Here is a 17,694-nt window from a genome sequence, read left to right on the forward strand (position 1 = left end):
TGAAGCAGGAATTAAATATGGCGGCCAGGACAGCAATCACCTATGATCCTGAAATCAGCGCCTATGCTGAAAGAAAACTTAAAAATAAAAAATATGGATTGGTATTAAATAACGTAAAATTCAAGTTGATCTTAAGAATGTTTGCGCTTGTGAAGCGTGGTAAAATGTATGTGGAAAATTATAAGATAACGGCCTGAAAAATCTTTTTTTATTAAATTTTGGAATTATAGCAAACCTATAATACAAATCGGTCAGAACCACGGGCTGCTAAATTTTGCCCTGCTACGCACGCTCAATTCCATTGCTTCTGGCAAAATTGCTAATGCCCCTGCAGCCGCACGGGCCACCATTGTTCTGCCTAATTTCGTCCGAAGCTTATCTGCTGAGAAAAAATATAATTCAATCTTTCATTTTGGCTCCCTCTTTCCGCCGAAGGCGAAGAGAGGGATGACGAGCGCAGCGATGTCGGGGTGAGTCGACTTGTGGCTTAGCATCAACCCGTATTTTTTGCGGTAACCCTGTACTGCTCAGGTGAGGTGCCGATGTATTTCTTAAATATGCGCGAAAAGTAGTAGGGGTCTTCATAACCCAGATCAACAGCTACTGTTTTTATCTTGTCGCCATTAGCATATAGTAACTGACATGCCTTTTGCATTTTCAGATGAATAAAATAATCAATAGGGGGCATCCCGGTAGCTTTTCTGAAAATATTTGAAAAGTGCGATACCGATAAACTGTGTTTAACGGCCATATCCTCAACAGTAAGTTTTTTATTCAGGTTGTTGCGCATATTGTTAATGGTTTTGGTAATGATGTCGCCTTCATTGTCCTTGTCATTTTGAATATGTCGTTGCGGAAATAAAAAGATAGCTATCAAATGATACAGGCAAAAACTGGCACTGCACAGGTTTTCAGCACTGTAACCCATTTCAAGGGTTTGATAAATATTTTGCCATATTTCAATGGCTTTTTCACTAAAAGGTATTTGAACAGGACCCCTTGTTATGCTCAAATTAAGTGATCTATTAAAAGCCTCCATATTATCGCCGGTAAAGTGAACCCAATAAATAGTCCAGGGGTCGTCCTTATCGGCCCAGTATCGCATGTATTTGTCGGTAGCGGGTATAATTACAAATTGGTTTGAACTTACTTCGTATCGTTTATTATCTAATATATAATGTCCCTTTCCCTGCAGGCAGTAAATAAGTATATTATCCTCGCAACCCTTCCTTCGTTCGCGATAATGAAAGCTTGCCTTAGGGAAATAACCTATATTGGTAATATAAACAGGGAAAAGTTCAGGATCGCGTTCTTTGGCCTCTTTCAATATTTTTTGAGGGATCGCAAAGAGTTTTTCTCCTATAAAGCCATCTCGTCTTTTTAAGCTGCTACTCATTAAAGTAATAATTGGTTTTGCAATGGAATATTACATTATAAAAGCATTTTGCCAGTAATGTAATATGCTATTATAGATAAAACAAATTGCAAAAACAATCATTCAGAGCATATTGCAAACCATTCATAACATTTTGCCAATATAACACATCTTACAGGTATTTTTTAGTAGCATAATCCATCAAAAAAAATGTTTTACCTATTATAATGTACAATACGTGCAGTTACTTTTGATTGTTCAGTAATGACCAATTTAACCGGGTATATTAACAAATTTCAGGGAATTCCATTGGTAGGTTTAACACTATAAAAATATTAATGCATTAAATGCAATGCCTTAATTTCAACTACAACATCATATGTTACTAAAAAACAAAGTGATCTTTTTAACGGGCGGCACCGAAGGTATTGGCTTTGAATGCGCCAGGGTATATCACGCGGCAGGGGCCCGGCTCAGTATAATTTCAAACTCAGCAATAAGCATTAGCCAGGCACGCAGAAAACTCCCGGCAGATAATATACATTTCATAAAGGCAGATGTATCGGTAACGGGCGATATGGAAAAGGCAATTGCCGAAACTGTCAATAATTTTGGAGGGATTGATGTGATCCATAATAATGCCGGTATCTCTAATCCGTCAAAAGCCGTTCATGATACCACAGAAGAAGAATGGAGCAACCTGTTTGATGTAAATGTGAAAGGCATTTATAACACCACCAAATTTGGTATTGAGGAATTAAAAAAAACACGCGGCAATATCCTGAATACCGGTAGTTTGGTAGGCGACATTGGCCAGGAAATACATGCGGCCTATAGCGCTACCAAAGGCGCTGTAAACGCGTTAACAAAATCAATGGCACTTGATTATGCCGCTTACGGCATCAGGGTTAACGCGGTTGCCCCGGCCGGCGTATGGACACCAATGCTTCGTGCCTGGAGTAAAGAGCAGCCCGATTCACTGACCATTGAAAATTATCTCGACCAAATACATCCGCTGGGTTATTGCCCCGAGGGGGATGTTGTGGCCGATGCCTGTTTGTTCCTGATATCAGAACAGGCACGTTTTATTACCGGTTGTATTTTGCCGGTAACGGGCGGGGCCGAGTTAGGTTACAGACGAGTTATAAATCAATCTATCCAACTAAATCAGATCTAAAAAAATGATAAAAAATATAAAGGTTGATGATGTGCGCTATGCACTTGATGGCAGTGCAGGGAGTGACGCTATACACACTGATCCTGTATATTCATACGCGGTAACACGGTTGTTTGACGACAGTGGTTTAACAGGCACCGGTTTTGCCTTTACCCTGGGCGAAGGGAATGACCTGGTTTGCAAAGCTGCTCAATACTACGCCAGTAAACTTGTGGGTAAGGATATTGAAGAAATGATGGCTGGTTTTGGCCAACTGTTTAACCAGCTTTCAAACGATCAGCAATTCAGGTGGCTTGGACCGCATAAGGGTGTTGTGCATTTGGCACTTGCTTCGGTTACCAACGCTTGTTATGATCTTTGGGCAAAAAAAAGAGGGGTGCCGCTATGGAAATTATTAACCGACCTATCGCCCGAAGAAATTGTGGCTACGTTAGACCTGTCGTACCTGGAAGACGAGCTTACCCATCAGCAGGCTATTCAAATGCTTCAAGCTCAAAAATCAACCAGCATGGGGCGTCAGGGTATTTTAGAGAAAGGTTATCCTGGTTATGATACTTCCATAGGCTGGTTCAATTACTCTGACGAAAAGGTGCGTGAAAACTGCAAAAAAGCTTTAGCCGAAGGATTTACCGCCATGAAGCTAAAAGTTGGTTCTGTTGATCCTGAAAGGGACATACGCCGGGCGCATATTGTAAGGGAAGTTGCCGGCGATAGCATAAAAGTAATGCTTGATGCAAATCAGCAATGGAACCTACCGCAGGCCATATCCATCTGCAATAAATTTAAAAGTATGAACCCTTACTGGGTTGAAGAGCCCACCCATCCCGATGATGTGCTTGCCCATAAAACTTTGGCTGATGCTGTGGCTCCGGTGAAGCTGGCTTTGGGCGAACATGTGCCCAATAAAATCACCTTTAAAAACTATCTGCAAACCGGATGCGCATCTTTTATACAGGTTGATGCGGTAAGGGTAGGCGGGGTAAGCGAATTTATAACCGTTAGTTTACTATGTAAAAAATATGGCGTACCCGTAGTACCGCATGTTGGTGATATGGGGCAACTACACCAGCACCTGGTATTATTTAATCACATTTCGGTAGGGCACCAGGCTTTGTTTTTAGAGCATATCCCGCATTTGCAGCAGCATTTTACCTATCCGGTTAAAATTAATAACGGGGTATATACAACGCCTCAGGAGCCTGGAAGCAGCTGCGATCTGATAGTTTTGAGTGAGTAGTGAGTAGTGAGTAGTGAGTAGTGAGTAGTGAGTAGTGAAAAAATGCCTGGCAATGTAGAGTTTAGAAATTACTATTTAGAGTTTAGAAATTAGAGTTTAGCACCAATGATTCATACCCCCGATCTTATTATCAGCGCTTTATACATTGCATTTATTTTTATTATAGGAATGTGGTCAGGCATCCGCCATCAGCTTAAAACCCGTAATAACAATAATGAAGCAGGCGAATATTTTTTGGCGGGTAAAAAGCTGCGTTGGCCAATGATAGGTTTGGCATTATTTGCAACCAATATATCATGTGTTCACCTGGTAAGCCTTGCACAAAGTGGCTTTGACAAAGGATTGCTTAATGGCGACTTTGAGTGGATGGCTGCATTTACATTGATATTACTGGCACTGTTTTTTGCTCCTTTCTATATCAAATCAGGGGTGGCAACCTTGCCCGATTTTTTGGAGAAACGATATGACCGGGCCAGCCGCGACTGGCTTGCCATTATATCGGTAGTATCAGCTGTACTTATTCATATCGCATTCTCCTTATTGGCAGGCGGGGTGGTTTTACATACGCTGTTTGGTGTTGATATGTACACCAGCGTAATTGTAATATCCATCATAACTACCATTTATACCATTGTTGGCGGTTTAACGGCCGTAGTGGTAACAGAATCTATCCAAACCATTGTACTATTGGGCGGGGCCATCATTATGAGTGTTGCCGCTTATAATAAAATGGGTGGATGGGAGCCAATGGTTGATGTGTTAAAACATACCGGCGAGCTAAATAAGCTCTCGATGTTACGGCCACACGGCGACCCCAGCGGAATGCCCTGGTACGCCGTGTTTTTAGGATATCCGGTACTTGGAATTTGGTACTGGTGTGCCGATCAAACCATTGTGCAGCGTGTGTTAGGGGCTAAGGATGTGAATCATGCCCGGGTAGGTCCGCTGTTTTGCGGGTTTATAAAAATATTACCGGTTTTTATTTTTGTGATGCCCGGCCTGTTTGCCTACACGCTGGCCCAAAGCGGGCATCTGGATATTTCGGCTTTAAAAACCGTAGTGGCGGGTAAAGAAGTGGTTGACAGCAAGGGGATTTATACCTTAATGATAACCCAATTAATACCGCAGGGTTTGATAGGAGTATTGGTTGCCGCATTACTGTCGGGCTTAATGAGCCAGATCTCGGGGGCGTTAAACTCTATTTCAACCATTGTGAGTTATGATATTTATAAAAGGTACAATCCCGAAACCAAAGATGCACGACTGGTAAAAGTTGGTAAGATAGCAGCGGGTGTGTCACTACTCCTGTCGCTGGCATTGTTGCCATTACTTAATCATTATGGAAGTATTTTTGATGGCCTTAATGACATTATTGCTCACATAGCCCCGCCAATAACCTGCGTGTTTTTATTAGGTGTATTCTGGGAAAAGGCATCGGCAATATCGGCTAAATATACCTTATGGATCGGTTCGGCTATTGGTGTTGTGGTATTTACAATGAATAAATTGTTCCCAACTACGGCCATAGGGCAGGTGCCATTTATGATGATGGCTTTTTATTTATTTGTTATTTGTGTTGTTATACAGGTAACGCTATCCTACCTGTATCCTGTAAAGCATACCGAAGAAAGTGCGACACTGTATTGGAAATCGCCGTGGGAGCCCTTACGCGGCCCTGCTTGGAGCGGTTTAGGAAATTATAAAGTACTCTCCCTGCTATTGGTGTTTATTATGGTTATACTCTTTTACATATTCAGATAATTTGACCTATGTATAAATTACGTTTAATTCAAACTTTAGCCATTGTTGGATGCCTGGCTTTTGCTGCATGTAATAATCAGCAAGATAAAACATCAAAGACTGTTATAACAGACACGGTGAAAGTGCAGCGTTTTGGAATGGTAACCGGTTTAAAGCCCGAAAAAACGGCTTATTATAAAAAACTCCATGCTGCAGTTTGGCCCGGTGTGTTAAAAAAGATAAAGGATTGTAACATACATAATTACTCTATTTATCTTCAAAAAATTGACGGCAAATATTTCTTATTCAGCTATTTTGAATATACCGGAACTGATTTTAACGGGGATATGGCCAAAATGGCTGCAGATAGCACTACACAGCGCTGGTGGAAAGAAACAAATCCGGCACAAAATCCATTGCCCGAAGCCGCAAGCCAGAAAAAGATATGGCAAAATATGGAAGAAGTTTTCCATACCAATTAAACTGACATCTTTTTTACAACTAAATACGTAAACCGTCGGGAATAAGGAAGCCCGGGGCTTTGCGTATTTTTTGTTTAAAGTAAGTATGCTCGCGTCGTTTATTTAACCCTATTTACTTGAGATGCCGTTTGTTTAGGACAGGAATAAAATAAATTTGCAACATTAATGTAATTGTTCTAAAAAATAAATGACATTTACTGAGATCTTTGCAGATCATATAGATAAGATTGCTTTTTTTAAAGGCTTTTATCTATTTTTAGCTTTTAAATGTATATTGTACATTTATATAACCAATTGTATACTAATAAGTCAACTTAATTTTGTCTGGTTCAGGCAGCCCGAATTTATTTGAAAATATAAATTCTGCGCTATGGGATGGCCCGATTATTAATGGTTTATTGACATACTAATATTTTCTATTATCAGGAACTGTATGGTAGTTGCAAACAATTAAAGTTAAAATATGGAGAAATATTTACCCCAAAAGAGAAGTGTTGTTTTTTTTGAATTCACCTGTACCATGCGCTGCCCGGGTGAGCAATTAGTTGGATGTTCCGAAATAAGTTCTGTTAATATATTAAGGTAAACACCATGCCTGATTACAGCACATATACGGACGAACGGCTAACCCTTTTTTTAAAGAAAGGTGAACAGGGTGCCTTTACCGAAATTTATAACAGGTATTGGGATACAATGCTGGCCATTGCATGGAATCATAGCAAGGACCGGGCTGTTTCTAAAGACATTGTACATGATGTGTTTATTTCCTTGTGGGAAAGACGAGATTTGGTCAATATTCAAAATCTGCCGGGTTTTTTGGCCGTCTCCGTCAAATTAAGTATATACCATTATTATCAAAAAGAACAGCGCCGCAGCCAACTTGCCCTGAAGAATTTTGAATATGAAATCATTTCTTATGAAGAAGATAAGCTGGATGCCCGTTTTCTGCAGCAGTATATCGATGATATAGTAGAAGAGCTTCCTGAAAAATGCCGTCTGGTATTTCGCTACAGCCGTGAAAATGGTATGAAGAACTCGGAGATAGCTGCCGAGATGCAAATTTCCGAAAAAGGTGTAGAGGCTAATTTGACCCGTGCCCTTAAGATCATTCGCGGCGAACTAAAAAAGTACGGCGTATTGTTGCTTGCCATCATTTATATTTATCGCTCTTTCTAAATTTATTCAGAATTTTAATGAGACTGTTTTTCTCTTTTAGTGAGACTATATGCTTATTAGCACTTCTAATCATTGCCGATCTTTTTAAGTTTTCTCAAACAACGCTCGCAGTTTGGGTCAAGTTTTAATGCTGTTTTGAAAGCTTCTTTTGCCCTTTCTTTTTGTCCGTTCATTACATAAATTTCACCCAGACTATCGTAGCAGTTGACGGATTTTGGGTAGGCTTCTGCATTTAATTGCAGCACACTTATAGCATCCCGCAGTTTTCCCTCATCAACAAAGGCATAGCCCAACTTATCCAGCCATTCTTCGGTGAAATCATAGTCGTCGGAATTGTTATTCTTTAGCTCGAAATATTTCTCTTTTGCTTTAGCAAAACTTTCTTTACACATTAACGGCGCAATCACCAGGTTAACCGGCTTTTTTAATTTCCAATCAGTCAGGTTATAAACTGCATTGAAGGCAAGCTCTTTTATCCCGCCATCAGGAACAAAACTGAATAAATTACCCATTACAACAACAGCAACCGAATCTTGCGGGATAATGCTAATGTTGGATGCATACCCTACGTCGCTGCCACCATGACCAATCACTTGTTTGCCATTCCGGGTATCCAGAAACCATCCCAGGCCCATTGAGCTTTCCTGATCAAATTTGTATTGGGTTGAAAGCATCATTTTCAGGCTTTCGGAACTGATGATCTGTTTCCCATAAAGTTTTCCGTTATTCAGGATCAGGCTTGCCCAAATAAGCATATCATTTATTGTAGAATGCAAGGTAGAACTGCTGCATGACAACGGTTATAAGGATAGATGCCGCTCACCTGGAATTTGCAGTTTGCACCAAATACGTGAGGGGTTGTTGCGATGTCAGGCCGTACCGCTTTAACCAGGAAAGTACTGTTGTACATTTTACACGGCTTGAAAATATATTTGTCCATATAGGTCTCAAAAGGCATACCCGATACCTGTTTGATTACTTCTGCCAGTACATCATAAGCCATATTACTATACGAGAAATCCGAGCCAGGCTCGAATAAAAGCTCATTGATGGATACACTATCTTTAATGTACCTTTCTAATGCTTTGTCGTCATACTGAGGTTTATTCCAGCCATAATCCTTAACATCAGGAAAACCGCTCGTGTGGGTGAGCATTTGCCTGATCGTTACTTTTTTATAACGGGGGGCTTTCATTTTAAAATAACGGATGTACGTGGTTAAAGGCGAATCAAGCTTTATTTTGCCCTTGCTGGCAAGCTGCATGATGGCCGTGGCCGTAAATGGCTTGGAAACAGAGGCCATGTGAAATGAGGAACTGGCATCAATAGCACCGGGTTTACCCAATTCCTTAGCCCCAAATCCCTGGGCATAGATCACTTTGCCGCCTTTGATAATGCCAACAGCAAAGCCCGGCAGTTCGTAAATATTCAAAACTTTAGCATAAACGCTGTCCAATCGGGCTTGAACAAGGGCGCTGTTTTCCTGACTGTACGTTTGGTTGAGGCAAATAAAGAACAGGAAAAATAAAGCAGAATATTTCATAGGAATAAGGTTCTGTTAGGCTATACTAACGTCAAAAAACTATGTAATTGTAATTATAATATTGGAAAAATCAATGGAACACATATTAGTAAAAGTTTAATTATAAGACGTTTATAAATATAGAACGTGACAGTAAAAGTGAAAAAATCGTCTCATTAAATAGTTCTTCGTCACTTTTGGTGATGATTCAAAACTCAGATCAATAAAAGTGATTTTTAGGAATTTTTCCTATCAATTACATTTCACGATTATCAATTTTCACCAAAAGTGACGCAGAAACAGTTTGGGAGCTAATCAAGCATCCGGTATTTCAGGTTCTACCAGTTTAATGAGTTTTTCCAGCGATTCCTGCCAGCCCAGGTAACACATTTCGGCTGGTATCACCGAAGGTATTCCTTCCTGCAGTACTTTTAGGTCTGTACCTACGGATGTTTTTTGAAGCCAAACAGAAGTAGTCATTACACCAGGCAGGTTTGGGTCGTCAAATTTGTCTGTGTATTTCAGAAACTCATTTTGTTTGATCTCTAAATATTCCCCACCAAATGAATGGCTGTTACCGGTTGTAAAATTGTGAAACGACATTTTATAAGTACCACCTACCCGAACGTTCATGTCGTGTATGGTACAAAGAAAACCATAAGGCGGCAACCATGAAGCCATAGCCACGGTTTCGGTAAAGGCACGATATACCTTTTCAGGTGAAGCCTTAATAACTCTGTGTAATGAAACTTTGTTGTCTGACATAAAATTATTTTTTTTTGTTCCTACTCGTTTGGCTTTTCGGATCGCCCGTTTTTGTATATGGTAGCTGCTCCACGGTTTGTTAATTGTTGCTTATATCAATTTGCTTTAACAAAGATGCAAGTAAAAACAGGTATTGAACAGGGCAGTATGCGACAATTTACAACCAATTTGCGACAGGTTATTGAGGTTTTTAGGTATCCCATCCATCCAGGCGAAGAATTCCTGAACAGCTGTGGCTATAACCAGCTAATGATCCATCATATTCAAAATGCAATCACCATATTTATGGAAAACACCCTCCGGCACCCGGATTCGTTTAATACCTGTGACAGTTTGGGCTAAGCTTATATGAATGGTTGCAAATGTATGATCGGGTGTAAAAAACTACACCCTGTGATTTTATAGCTTTTCATGCACCACTTTTTTGAACTTATGGTGCCCATAGAAATAATACCAAAGTTTGGATGGAGCAGGTATTACAGGTTAATGGTTTATTATTGCTCCTTTATTTTACGACATCACAGATGCAGCGAACGGAGATAGCCGTTTGCTTTTGGCCATCCTGGTGGCGATTCAGTATTTTACCATTTTTGCCAAAGTTATAAAACCAGGCGCTGACTGTATCGCTTTCTGTAGCCGTCCAATAAAATCCATGGGCATCAACATCAGTGTTACTGCCTTCAGCCGGATCACGGATACCGCCATATACCGCATTAAATGCAGCCTTACCGCCATTTATAAGCGCCTGATAGGCAGCTTTTCCACCATCTTCCGAATCATCGCGTACGCCGCCATACCATTTGGCCATTTTTTGCCATTCTTCATTAGTTGGCAAACGCCAGCCTGCACCTAATAATTTACATCCTTCCTGTGCCGCCTGCCAGGTATATAAACGGCCGTATGAATTATTTTTCTGTTCTGCTTTTTCATAACCATAAGATCCGGGGATATTGATGTTCAGGTTAGCCGTCATCCATTTTTTGTTATCCGGCATGAGTTTGATGGTGTAGCTATTGCCGTCTCTGTCACGCATGGTGTTGTTTTGCGCCTGGCCATTAGCTCCATAATGGATAAAAAAAGAGCAAAGGACAATAGCCCGTAACGTTGCCGGAATATTTACACTATTCTTCATGTTATTCAACAATCATTTACACGAAATTAAAAATTTTATTCAGTTATTGAATAGTCTGCAATTTCCAGCCAGGGCCATCACGGTAAATTAACTGCCACATTATTTATCATACACGAAGGCACGAAAGACATGGTGCGACAAGAACTATAAAAGATGGTGCATGAAAAGCTATAAAATGACACACCCGATAAAAATTAAAATTTATTTTAATAGTGATGTAGGGTAAAGTGCATCTCGTGTAACATACCATTATAAAGCGCCAAACCAATTGAACCGCGAAACCATTTACAGCTTAATAAAAAAACATAAAGACGGCACAGCTACAGCTTCAGAAAAGCAAGCTTTGGCCAACTGGTATAATCATATTTCCAATCAGGAATCGGAATTTCCGGAAGATAAGGAAAGTGTTCGTGAAGAAATATTGATGCGCTTGTTGAGTGAGATCGATTTCCCAAAAACAAGATCCTTTGGTTATAAAAATTGGCTTGTAGCTGCATCTGTACTGATCATGCTTACTGCAGGTGCCCTTCTATTTGAGAAAAAACAAAAGGAAAGTAAAAATTCAGCAATTGCGCTTAGCCAGCATATTCAGCCAGGTAGTAACAAAGCTGTTTTAGTGTTAGCAAATGGAACAAAAATTCGATTAGCTGATGTTGGTAACGGTAAAATAACCCAACAAGGTGGAAGCCAGATCATTAAAACAGCCGACGGTAAATTGACCTATGATGCCGGCTCAGATGCATCTGCCAATGGTCAGTTACAGTACAATACCATGGAAACCCCAAAAGGCGGGCAATATCAATTGCTTTTACCTGATGGCACCAGGGTATGGCTTAACGCCGCCACAACATTAAAATACCCGGTTGATTTTACCTCCTCTAAAGAACGTGTGGTTGAGCTCAATGGCGAAGCCTATTTTGAGGTTGCCCATAATAAAAACCAGCCGTTTAGAGTGGTTACTAATAAACAGGTAGTTGAAGTTTTAGGAACTCATTTTAACGTGAATGCTTATCCTGATGAGCAGCATACTAAAACCACGCTGTTAGAGGGAGCTGTTAAAATTACGGCAGGCAGTAAAAATACCATGCTAAAACCCGGACAGGAAGCCGACCTTACAGCGGCATTCACGGTCTCGGATGTTGACCCGCTTGAAGCTGTTGACTGGAAGAATGGCTTTTTTAGGTTTGATGATGAAGACCTGGAGATTGTAATGCGGGAGATAGCCAGGTGGTATGATGTAAAAGTTGTATTTCAGGATGAAAGCGTTAAAAAAGAATCGCTTGTTGCAGTTACCACGCGATTTTCTAATATAGCAACTTTATTAAAGATGATTGAAAAAGTGACTGATGCCCGGTTCATTATTGAGGGGTCTACCATCAGGGTCACAAAAAATAAATAAACCTAATTATATATTCTTTAAACCATTTAAACCGAGAAGACAATGAAAGACTACACCTGACCAGGAAGAGTATAATTTAAAGGCAAGACCAGAGACACTCGCGATGCCTCTGATCTCAAAGCTTATTAAATTATTAAATGCTATTGGAGATAACAATTTTAACATTAACCAGCCTAAACAAATGTACAAAAATTTTACTACAAACATTTGTAAGCCTTCGTGCTACATCAAGAAATTCCTTCTGATAATGAAAATAACGAGCCTTATACTCATGCTTGCTTTTATGCAGGTTAGCGCATCGGTTTTTTCACAAAATATAACTTATAAACAAAGCAATGTTACCCTAAAACAACTGTTTAGTGAGATCAACAGGCAAACAGGATACAATGTGTTCTGGTCGCCAAAGGGCCCGCAGAAAAACTATACTCTAAATGTTGATTTTAAAAACATCGACGTAAAAGATGTGCTAAACACAGCCCTGAAAAAATTTCAGCTCTCTTACATCATTGATGGTAAATCCATCATCATCAAAGAAACACCAGTGGTAAAACTCCCCGTTACGCCGGCGCTAATAATGGCCGACATTACCATAACGGGATCAGTTAAAGACGCAAAGGGAGAAACCCTGCCCGGGGTGAGTATTTCGGTTGTCGGTAATTCTAAGCAAGGTACTGTCACGGATAATAATGGTAAGTTTATCCTGGATGTAAAGGAGGGTGCAGCGATTAAAGTAAGCTTTGTAGGTTTTAAATCGCAAACTTTTACCATCACATCTTCAACCAGGATATTCAATATCACGTTGGTGGAGGATGTACAGTCGGCAGACGAAGTGGTAGTAACCGCCTATAGCCGCAAACAAACCCGCGAAGCTATAGTTGGTTCGGTTACTACTGTAAAGCCAGGGAATTTAAAGATACCGGCAAGTAACCTTACCAACGCTTTAGCCGGACAGGTAGCCGGTGTTATTGCATATACGCCAAGCGGTCAGCCGGGTAATGATAACTCCAAGTTTTTTATAAGGGGTGTAACTACATTTGGCTATAAACAGGATCCTTTAATTTTAATTGATAACGTTGAGCTAACATCAACAGACCTTGCAAGGCTAAATGTTGATGATATTGAAAGTTTTTCGGTATTAAAAGACGCGAGTGCAACTGCTTTATATGGAGCAAGAGGTGGTAATGGCGTTATTTTAGTAAAAACCAAAGAGGGTAAAGCCGGTAAAGCACAGATCAATTTCAGGCTTGAAAACTCCAGATCGCAATCTACCAGAACGCTCGAGCTTGCTGATCCTATTACGTACATGAAGATGTATGATGAAGCTGTCAGAACACGCTATCCGTTAAACCCGCTTCCATATACCCAAAATAAGATCATCAATACACAAAATACCATAAACAATGCGCCTGGTAGCAACCAGTATGTTTATCCTGCTGTTAACTGGGTTGATATGTTGTTTAAAGATCATACCAATAACCAGCGCGGTAATTTAAGTGTACAAGGTGGCGGCGGTGTTGCCCGTTATTATGTTGCCGGTTCATTTAGTAATGATAATGGTATATTAAGAACTGATATCAGGAACAACAACAATAACAATGTTAATTATAAAAACTACCAGCTGCGTTCAAACGTAAACATTAATATTACTGATAAAACCGAACTGGTTGTACGTTTATCAGGTACCTTTAATGAATACAACGGTCCGCGTAGCAACGACGGCGGATTGGCAACTGACCTGTACAACCTGGCCGTGCATACCAGCCCGGTTGATTTTCCGGCTTATTATCCTGCCGATTCTGCCAATCTTAAAACCAAGCATATTTTATTTGGGAACGTGCCTGCCGCAAGTGGTGGAGTAGGCTCAACTACCTATATTAATCCGTATGCCAATTTGCTATCGGGGCACCAAAATTTTTCAGAGTCAAGAATGCTTGCTCAACTTGAGTTAAATCAAAATTTGGATTTTGTAACCAGCGGCTTAAATTTTCATGCCATTTTTAGTACTAACCGCTATGCGTACTTCCAATCGCAGATGTATTACAACCCATTTTATTATAACGTAGCAAATTATGATAAGGCAAGTAATCAATACACATTGAATTGGATCAACTCGCAGCCGGGRCAGGCTACAGAATACCTTTCCTACAACCGGGATGTAGGTTCAGATAACCTGCAAACCCAGATTTACTTGCAAGGGGTATTGGATTACAGCAAAACACTTGGGAAAAATCATAACATAAGTGCGGCTTTAATAGGAACCCGTCAGCAACAGCTTTATTCAAATAACAAGGATCCTAACATTGTTCAAAACCACCCGGATCAAAACCCATATACGCTGCAGTATTCATTACCTTACCGTAATGAAACCCTTGCAGGCCGAGCAACTTATTCATTCAAAAGTAGGTATTTTTTGGAGTTTAACTTTGGCTACAACGGTTCTGAGCGGTTTTCTGCAAATCACAGGTTTGGTTTTTTCCCAACTGCAGGCGCGTCATGGATCATATCTGAGGAGAAGTTCTGGGGCGATCTGTATAATGTGTTCGACCGTTTTAAACTGCGTGCCAGCTATGGTTTAGTGGGTAATGACCAAATCGGAAGCCAAAGGTTCTTCTATTTATCAGATGTAAATCTTAATGGCGGTAACCCGGCCTCTTTTGGTACAACCAACGGTTATGGACACAACGGCGTAACCATAAATAGTTACCAAAATGAGGATGTAACCTGGGAAACATCAAAGCAAACCAACTTAGGTATAGAGTTTACCTTACTTAAAAAAATCAACGTTATTGCCGAAGTTTACAAGAACAATAAATACAACATTCTGCAAAATCGTGCTTCTATACCAATAACAATGGGTCTTGAAGCACCTATATCTGCCAACATTGGTAAAGCCGAATCAAAGGGAATTGATATCTCAGTTGATGGCAAACAAAATATTGGCAGGGATTTTTCCATGGCACTTAGGGGTAACTTTACCTATTCATCAAACAAATACACACAATATGAAGCGCCTGATTATGCAGAAGCTTACAGGCACCAGATTGGGCAGCCCATTAACCGCCAGTATGGTTATGTAGCCGAAAGGTTGTTTGTTGATGATAATGAAGCTGCCAATTCGCCTTCACAAATTTTTAGTACAGGTGGTTTTGCACCCAAAGGCGGTGATATTAAATACCGTGATTTAAACGGCGATGGCAAAATTGACGGGGCCGACCAAACATTTATTGGTAACCCAACAGTGCCGCAAATTGTATATGGTTTTGGGATATCGGCATCCTATAAAAACTTTGACCTTTCCGGGTTTTTCCAGGGGCAGGCAAAAGTGTCATTCTTTATTGATCCGGCACGTACCTCGCCTTTCATCAAAAGTCCTGATTCATATTATACAGGCAATACCCAATTGCTGCAGGCATATGCTGATGACCATTGGTCTGAGGATAATCAAAACTTATATGCACTATATCCAAGGCTCGGACCCGATGGCGCAGTTATTGAAAACAACAGGCAAAACAGTACGTGGTGGCTACGCGACGGAAGTTTCCTGAGGCTTAAATCGCTTGAATTTGGTTACACATTACCACAAAGAATAGCAAAAGCCTTATTGGTTAAAAATGCAAGGATTTACTTTAACGGTTTAAACCTGTATACATGGAGCCCTTTCAAATTGTGGGATCCGGAGCTTGGCGGCAATGGCTTTGCATACCCAATACAAAAAGTGTTTAACGTAGGTATAAATATCAATTTATAACATTACTCAAAATATGAAATCGTATTATAAATATCTGTTCATGACAATCCTCGCAATATCTTGCGTGTCATGCAAAAAGTACCTTGATGTTACCCCTGATAACGTAGGTACTATAGATTACGCCTTCAGGAACCGTAACGAAGCGGAGAACTACCTGTTTACCTGTTATGCTACATTACAGCAATTAATATATCCACAAAATAATCCGGGGTTTACTACATCATCAGAAATCGTATTCCCGAATGACCTTACCGATTTTCAAGGTATTGATCCAACCGGATTTAACCTGATAAGAGGTACTCAAACCAGTCAAAACCCCGGACTTAATTATTGGGATGGTGCAAATGGGGGCCAGGCTACATACAGATCTATCAGGCGGTGTAATACCATGCTTGAAAATATTGATTTGCCTGTTGACCTTGGTGTTGATGAAAAGAAAAGATGGATAGCCGAAGTAAAATTCCTTAAAGCTTACTATCATTTTATTTTATTCAGGTTATATGGTGCTATTCCAATTACTGATGTAAACCTTCCTATTAATAGCTCAACCGAAGATACGAGAGTTAAAAGAGCCCCTGTTGATTCGGTGGTGAACTATATGGTAAGGCTGATTGACCAGGCAACACCTGATTTGCCAGCTGTTATACAAAACCAGGCAAAAGAACTGGGCCGCGTAACACAACCTATAGCCCTTGCTGTAAAAGCGCAGATACTTACCACGGCGGCAAGCCCATTGTTTAATGGCAACCCAGATTATGCTGGTATAAAAAATAAGGACGGCCAGGCGCTGTTCCCTTCAACAGTTGATGCTACCAAATGGGATAGGGCTGCCGCTGCTACACTTGCTGCCATCAACTCTGCCGAAGCAAATGGCAATAGTTTGCATAAATTTATAGCGCCGGCAAATGTTGGCACCCTTTCAGATTCATTAAAAACAGTAATGGATCTGCAAACCGCGATCACCGAAAAATGGGATCTGAATACAGAGATCATTTGGGCGTTAAACCCTTATTTCCCCGGCCAAACCTATTGCGGACCAAGGTTAACGGCTAAAGCTGCTGCTAACCCATCGTTCCAGGGAACATTTGCAGTCCCTATTGCTGAGCAGGAACTGTTTTATACCAATAAAGGGGTGCCTATTAATGAAGATAATACCTGGGATTACACCAACCGTTATTCATTAAGAACCGGCGATAAAGCAAACAGGTTTTACATAGGCAATGGTTACACAACCGTTAAAGCGCATTTTGACCGTGAGCCAAGGTTTTATTCGTCCCTGGGTTTTGATGGTGGTATATGGTTTGGTAACGGCCTGGTTAACCAGGAGGCCCTGTATTACATTCAGGCACGTGGCAGTGGCGCACTTGCAGGCCCAACTGATAACGTAAGGCTAAACATTACCGGTTGCTGGCCAAAAAAATTGGTTAATTATTTAACGGTTTATGATGATGGCTATACTATAGCCGATTTCAGGATGCCATTGATAAGGCTGGCCGGTTTATACCTGCAGTATGCCGAGACGTTAAATGAACAGGGTAAACCCTACGCCCAGGTTGTTCCTTACCTTGATAGGGTTAGGGCAAGAGCCGGTTTACCGGGCGTTGTTGACGCATGGAGCAACTATTCAAAAAATCCAACAAAATATACTACCCAGGATGGTATGCGCCAGATAATACACCAGGAAACTCGTATCGAGCTTGCTTTTGAATGCGAACCAGGCTGGGACTTGCGCCGTTGGAAAGAGCTGCAAAGCGTATTGAGCAAACCACTACAGGGATGGAATATTTTTGAATCCGATGCGGCAAGTTTCTATCGCCCGCATACTGTAGTAATACCTGTTTTTAATTCAAGGAATTATTTATGGCCGATAACCAATAATGACCTGATAGTTAATCCAAACCTTGTTCAAAATTTAAACTGGTAATAACAGGAAATTTAACA

At 40.6% G+C, this 17,694-nt stretch carries 14 protein-coding genes and 1 pseudogene; 10 read left to right on the forward strand and 5 right to left on the reverse strand.

Going from position 1 to position 17,694, the window contains the following annotated elements; all coding sequences use genetic code 11:
• Positions 1-197, forward strand: a pseudogene (locus AC1DRQ_RS15000) (IS110 family transposase); the annotation flags it as partial.
• Positions 198-493: 296 nt separating this feature from the next.
• Here the strand turns inward: AC1DRQ_RS15000 and AC1DRQ_RS15005 are convergent.
• Positions 494-1,396, reverse strand: coding sequence for an AraC family transcriptional regulator (locus AC1DRQ_RS15005; RefSeq protein WP_477425509.1), 903 nt, complete (start codon positions 1,394-1,396; stop codon positions 494-496).
• Between the two features lie 358 nt (positions 1,397-1,754).
• On the opposite strand from AC1DRQ_RS15005, the gene AC1DRQ_RS15010 reads away from it, so the two are divergent.
• The 5 genes from AC1DRQ_RS15010 to AC1DRQ_RS15030 all read left to right on the forward strand — a co-directional run bounded on the left by AC1DRQ_RS15010 (position 1,755) and on the right by AC1DRQ_RS15030 (position 7,187).
• Entirely contained in the window at positions 1,755-2,552 is a 798-nt protein-coding gene (locus AC1DRQ_RS15010; RefSeq protein WP_429396574.1) for an SDR family NAD(P)-dependent oxidoreductase, read from the forward strand.
• 4 nt (positions 2,553-2,556) lie between these two features.
• Positions 2,557-3,789 (forward strand): enolase C-terminal domain-like protein, encoded by a 1,233-nt coding sequence (locus AC1DRQ_RS15015; RefSeq protein ID WP_477425510.1) that lies wholly within the window; start codon positions 2,557-2,559, stop codon positions 3,787-3,789.
• A gap of 105 nt (positions 3,790-3,894) precedes the next feature.
• Complete coding sequence (locus AC1DRQ_RS15020; RefSeq protein ID WP_477425511.1) at positions 3,895-5,550, forward strand: sodium:solute symporter; 1,656 nt, start codon at positions 3,895-3,897, stop codon at positions 5,548-5,550.
• Between the two features lie 8 nt (positions 5,551-5,558).
• Complete coding sequence (locus tag AC1DRQ_RS15025; RefSeq protein ID WP_429396580.1) at positions 5,559-6,011, forward strand: L-rhamnose mutarotase; 453 nt, start codon at positions 5,559-5,561, stop codon at positions 6,009-6,011.
• Positions 6,012-6,602: 591 nt separating this feature from the next.
• Positions 6,603-7,187 carry an RNA polymerase sigma-70 factor gene (locus AC1DRQ_RS15030; RefSeq protein ID WP_477425512.1) on the forward strand — a complete coding sequence of 195 codons (585 nt, stop codon included), beginning with the start codon at positions 6,603-6,605 and terminating at the stop codon, positions 7,185-7,187.
• 65 nt (positions 7,188-7,252) lie between these two features.
• Here the strand turns inward: AC1DRQ_RS15030 and AC1DRQ_RS15035 are convergent, their stop codons facing one another.
• The 3 genes from AC1DRQ_RS15035 to AC1DRQ_RS15045 all read right to left on the reverse strand — a co-directional run bounded on the left by AC1DRQ_RS15035 (position 7,253) and on the right by AC1DRQ_RS15045 (position 9,474).
• Complete coding sequence (locus tag AC1DRQ_RS15035; RefSeq protein ID WP_477425513.1) at positions 7,253-7,942, reverse strand: tetratricopeptide repeat protein; 690 nt, start codon at positions 7,940-7,942, stop codon at positions 7,253-7,255.
• 5 nt (positions 7,943-7,947) lie between these two features.
• Positions 7,948-8,730: a serine hydrolase domain-containing protein gene (locus AC1DRQ_RS15040; RefSeq protein ID WP_477425514.1), complete on the reverse strand. Its 783-nt coding sequence runs from the start codon at positions 8,728-8,730 to the stop codon at positions 7,948-7,950.
• A 294-nt stretch (positions 8,731-9,024) separates the two neighbouring features.
• A complete protein-coding gene (locus tag AC1DRQ_RS15045; RefSeq protein WP_429396588.1) occupies positions 9,025-9,474 on the reverse strand; it encodes an SRPBCC family protein in 450 nt (149 codons plus the stop codon).
• Positions 9,475-9,588: 114 nt separating this feature from the next.
• Here AC1DRQ_RS15045 and AC1DRQ_RS15050 point away from each other — a divergent pair, with 114 nt between their 5' ends.
• Positions 9,589-9,816 carry a hypothetical protein gene (locus AC1DRQ_RS15050; protein ID WP_477425515.1) on the forward strand — a complete coding sequence of 76 codons (228 nt, stop codon included), beginning with the start codon at positions 9,589-9,591 and terminating at the stop codon, positions 9,814-9,816.
• Positions 9,817-9,979: 163 nt separating this feature from the next.
• Here the strand turns inward: AC1DRQ_RS15050 and AC1DRQ_RS15055 are convergent, their stop codons facing one another.
• Positions 9,980-10,606, reverse strand: a complete 627-nt coding sequence (locus AC1DRQ_RS15055) for an FISUMP domain-containing protein (RefSeq protein WP_477425516.1) — start codon at positions 10,604-10,606, stop codon at positions 9,980-9,982.
• 268 nt (positions 10,607-10,874) lie between these two features.
• On the opposite strand from AC1DRQ_RS15055, the gene AC1DRQ_RS15060 reads away from it, so the two are divergent.
• From AC1DRQ_RS15060 to AC1DRQ_RS15070, 3 genes are all read left to right on the forward strand, one after another.
• Positions 10,875-12,005: a FecR family protein gene (locus AC1DRQ_RS15060; protein ID WP_477425517.1), complete on the forward strand. Its 1,131-nt coding sequence runs from the start codon at positions 10,875-10,877 to the stop codon at positions 12,003-12,005.
• A gap of 271 nt (positions 12,006-12,276) precedes the next feature.
• Positions 12,277-15,753: a SusC/RagA family TonB-linked outer membrane protein gene (locus AC1DRQ_RS15065; RefSeq protein ID WP_477425518.1), complete on the forward strand. Its 3,477-nt coding sequence runs from the start codon at positions 12,277-12,279 to the stop codon at positions 15,751-15,753.
• Positions 15,754-15,793: 40 nt separating this feature from the next.
• Positions 15,794-17,677, forward strand: a complete 1,884-nt coding sequence (locus tag AC1DRQ_RS15070; protein WP_477425519.1) for a RagB/SusD family nutrient uptake outer membrane protein — start codon at positions 15,794-15,796, stop codon at positions 17,675-17,677.
• The last annotated feature ends 17 nt before the right edge of the window (positions 17,678-17,694 follow it).

It is taken from the genome of Mucilaginibacter sp. P4_E8, from assembly GCF_056401495.1.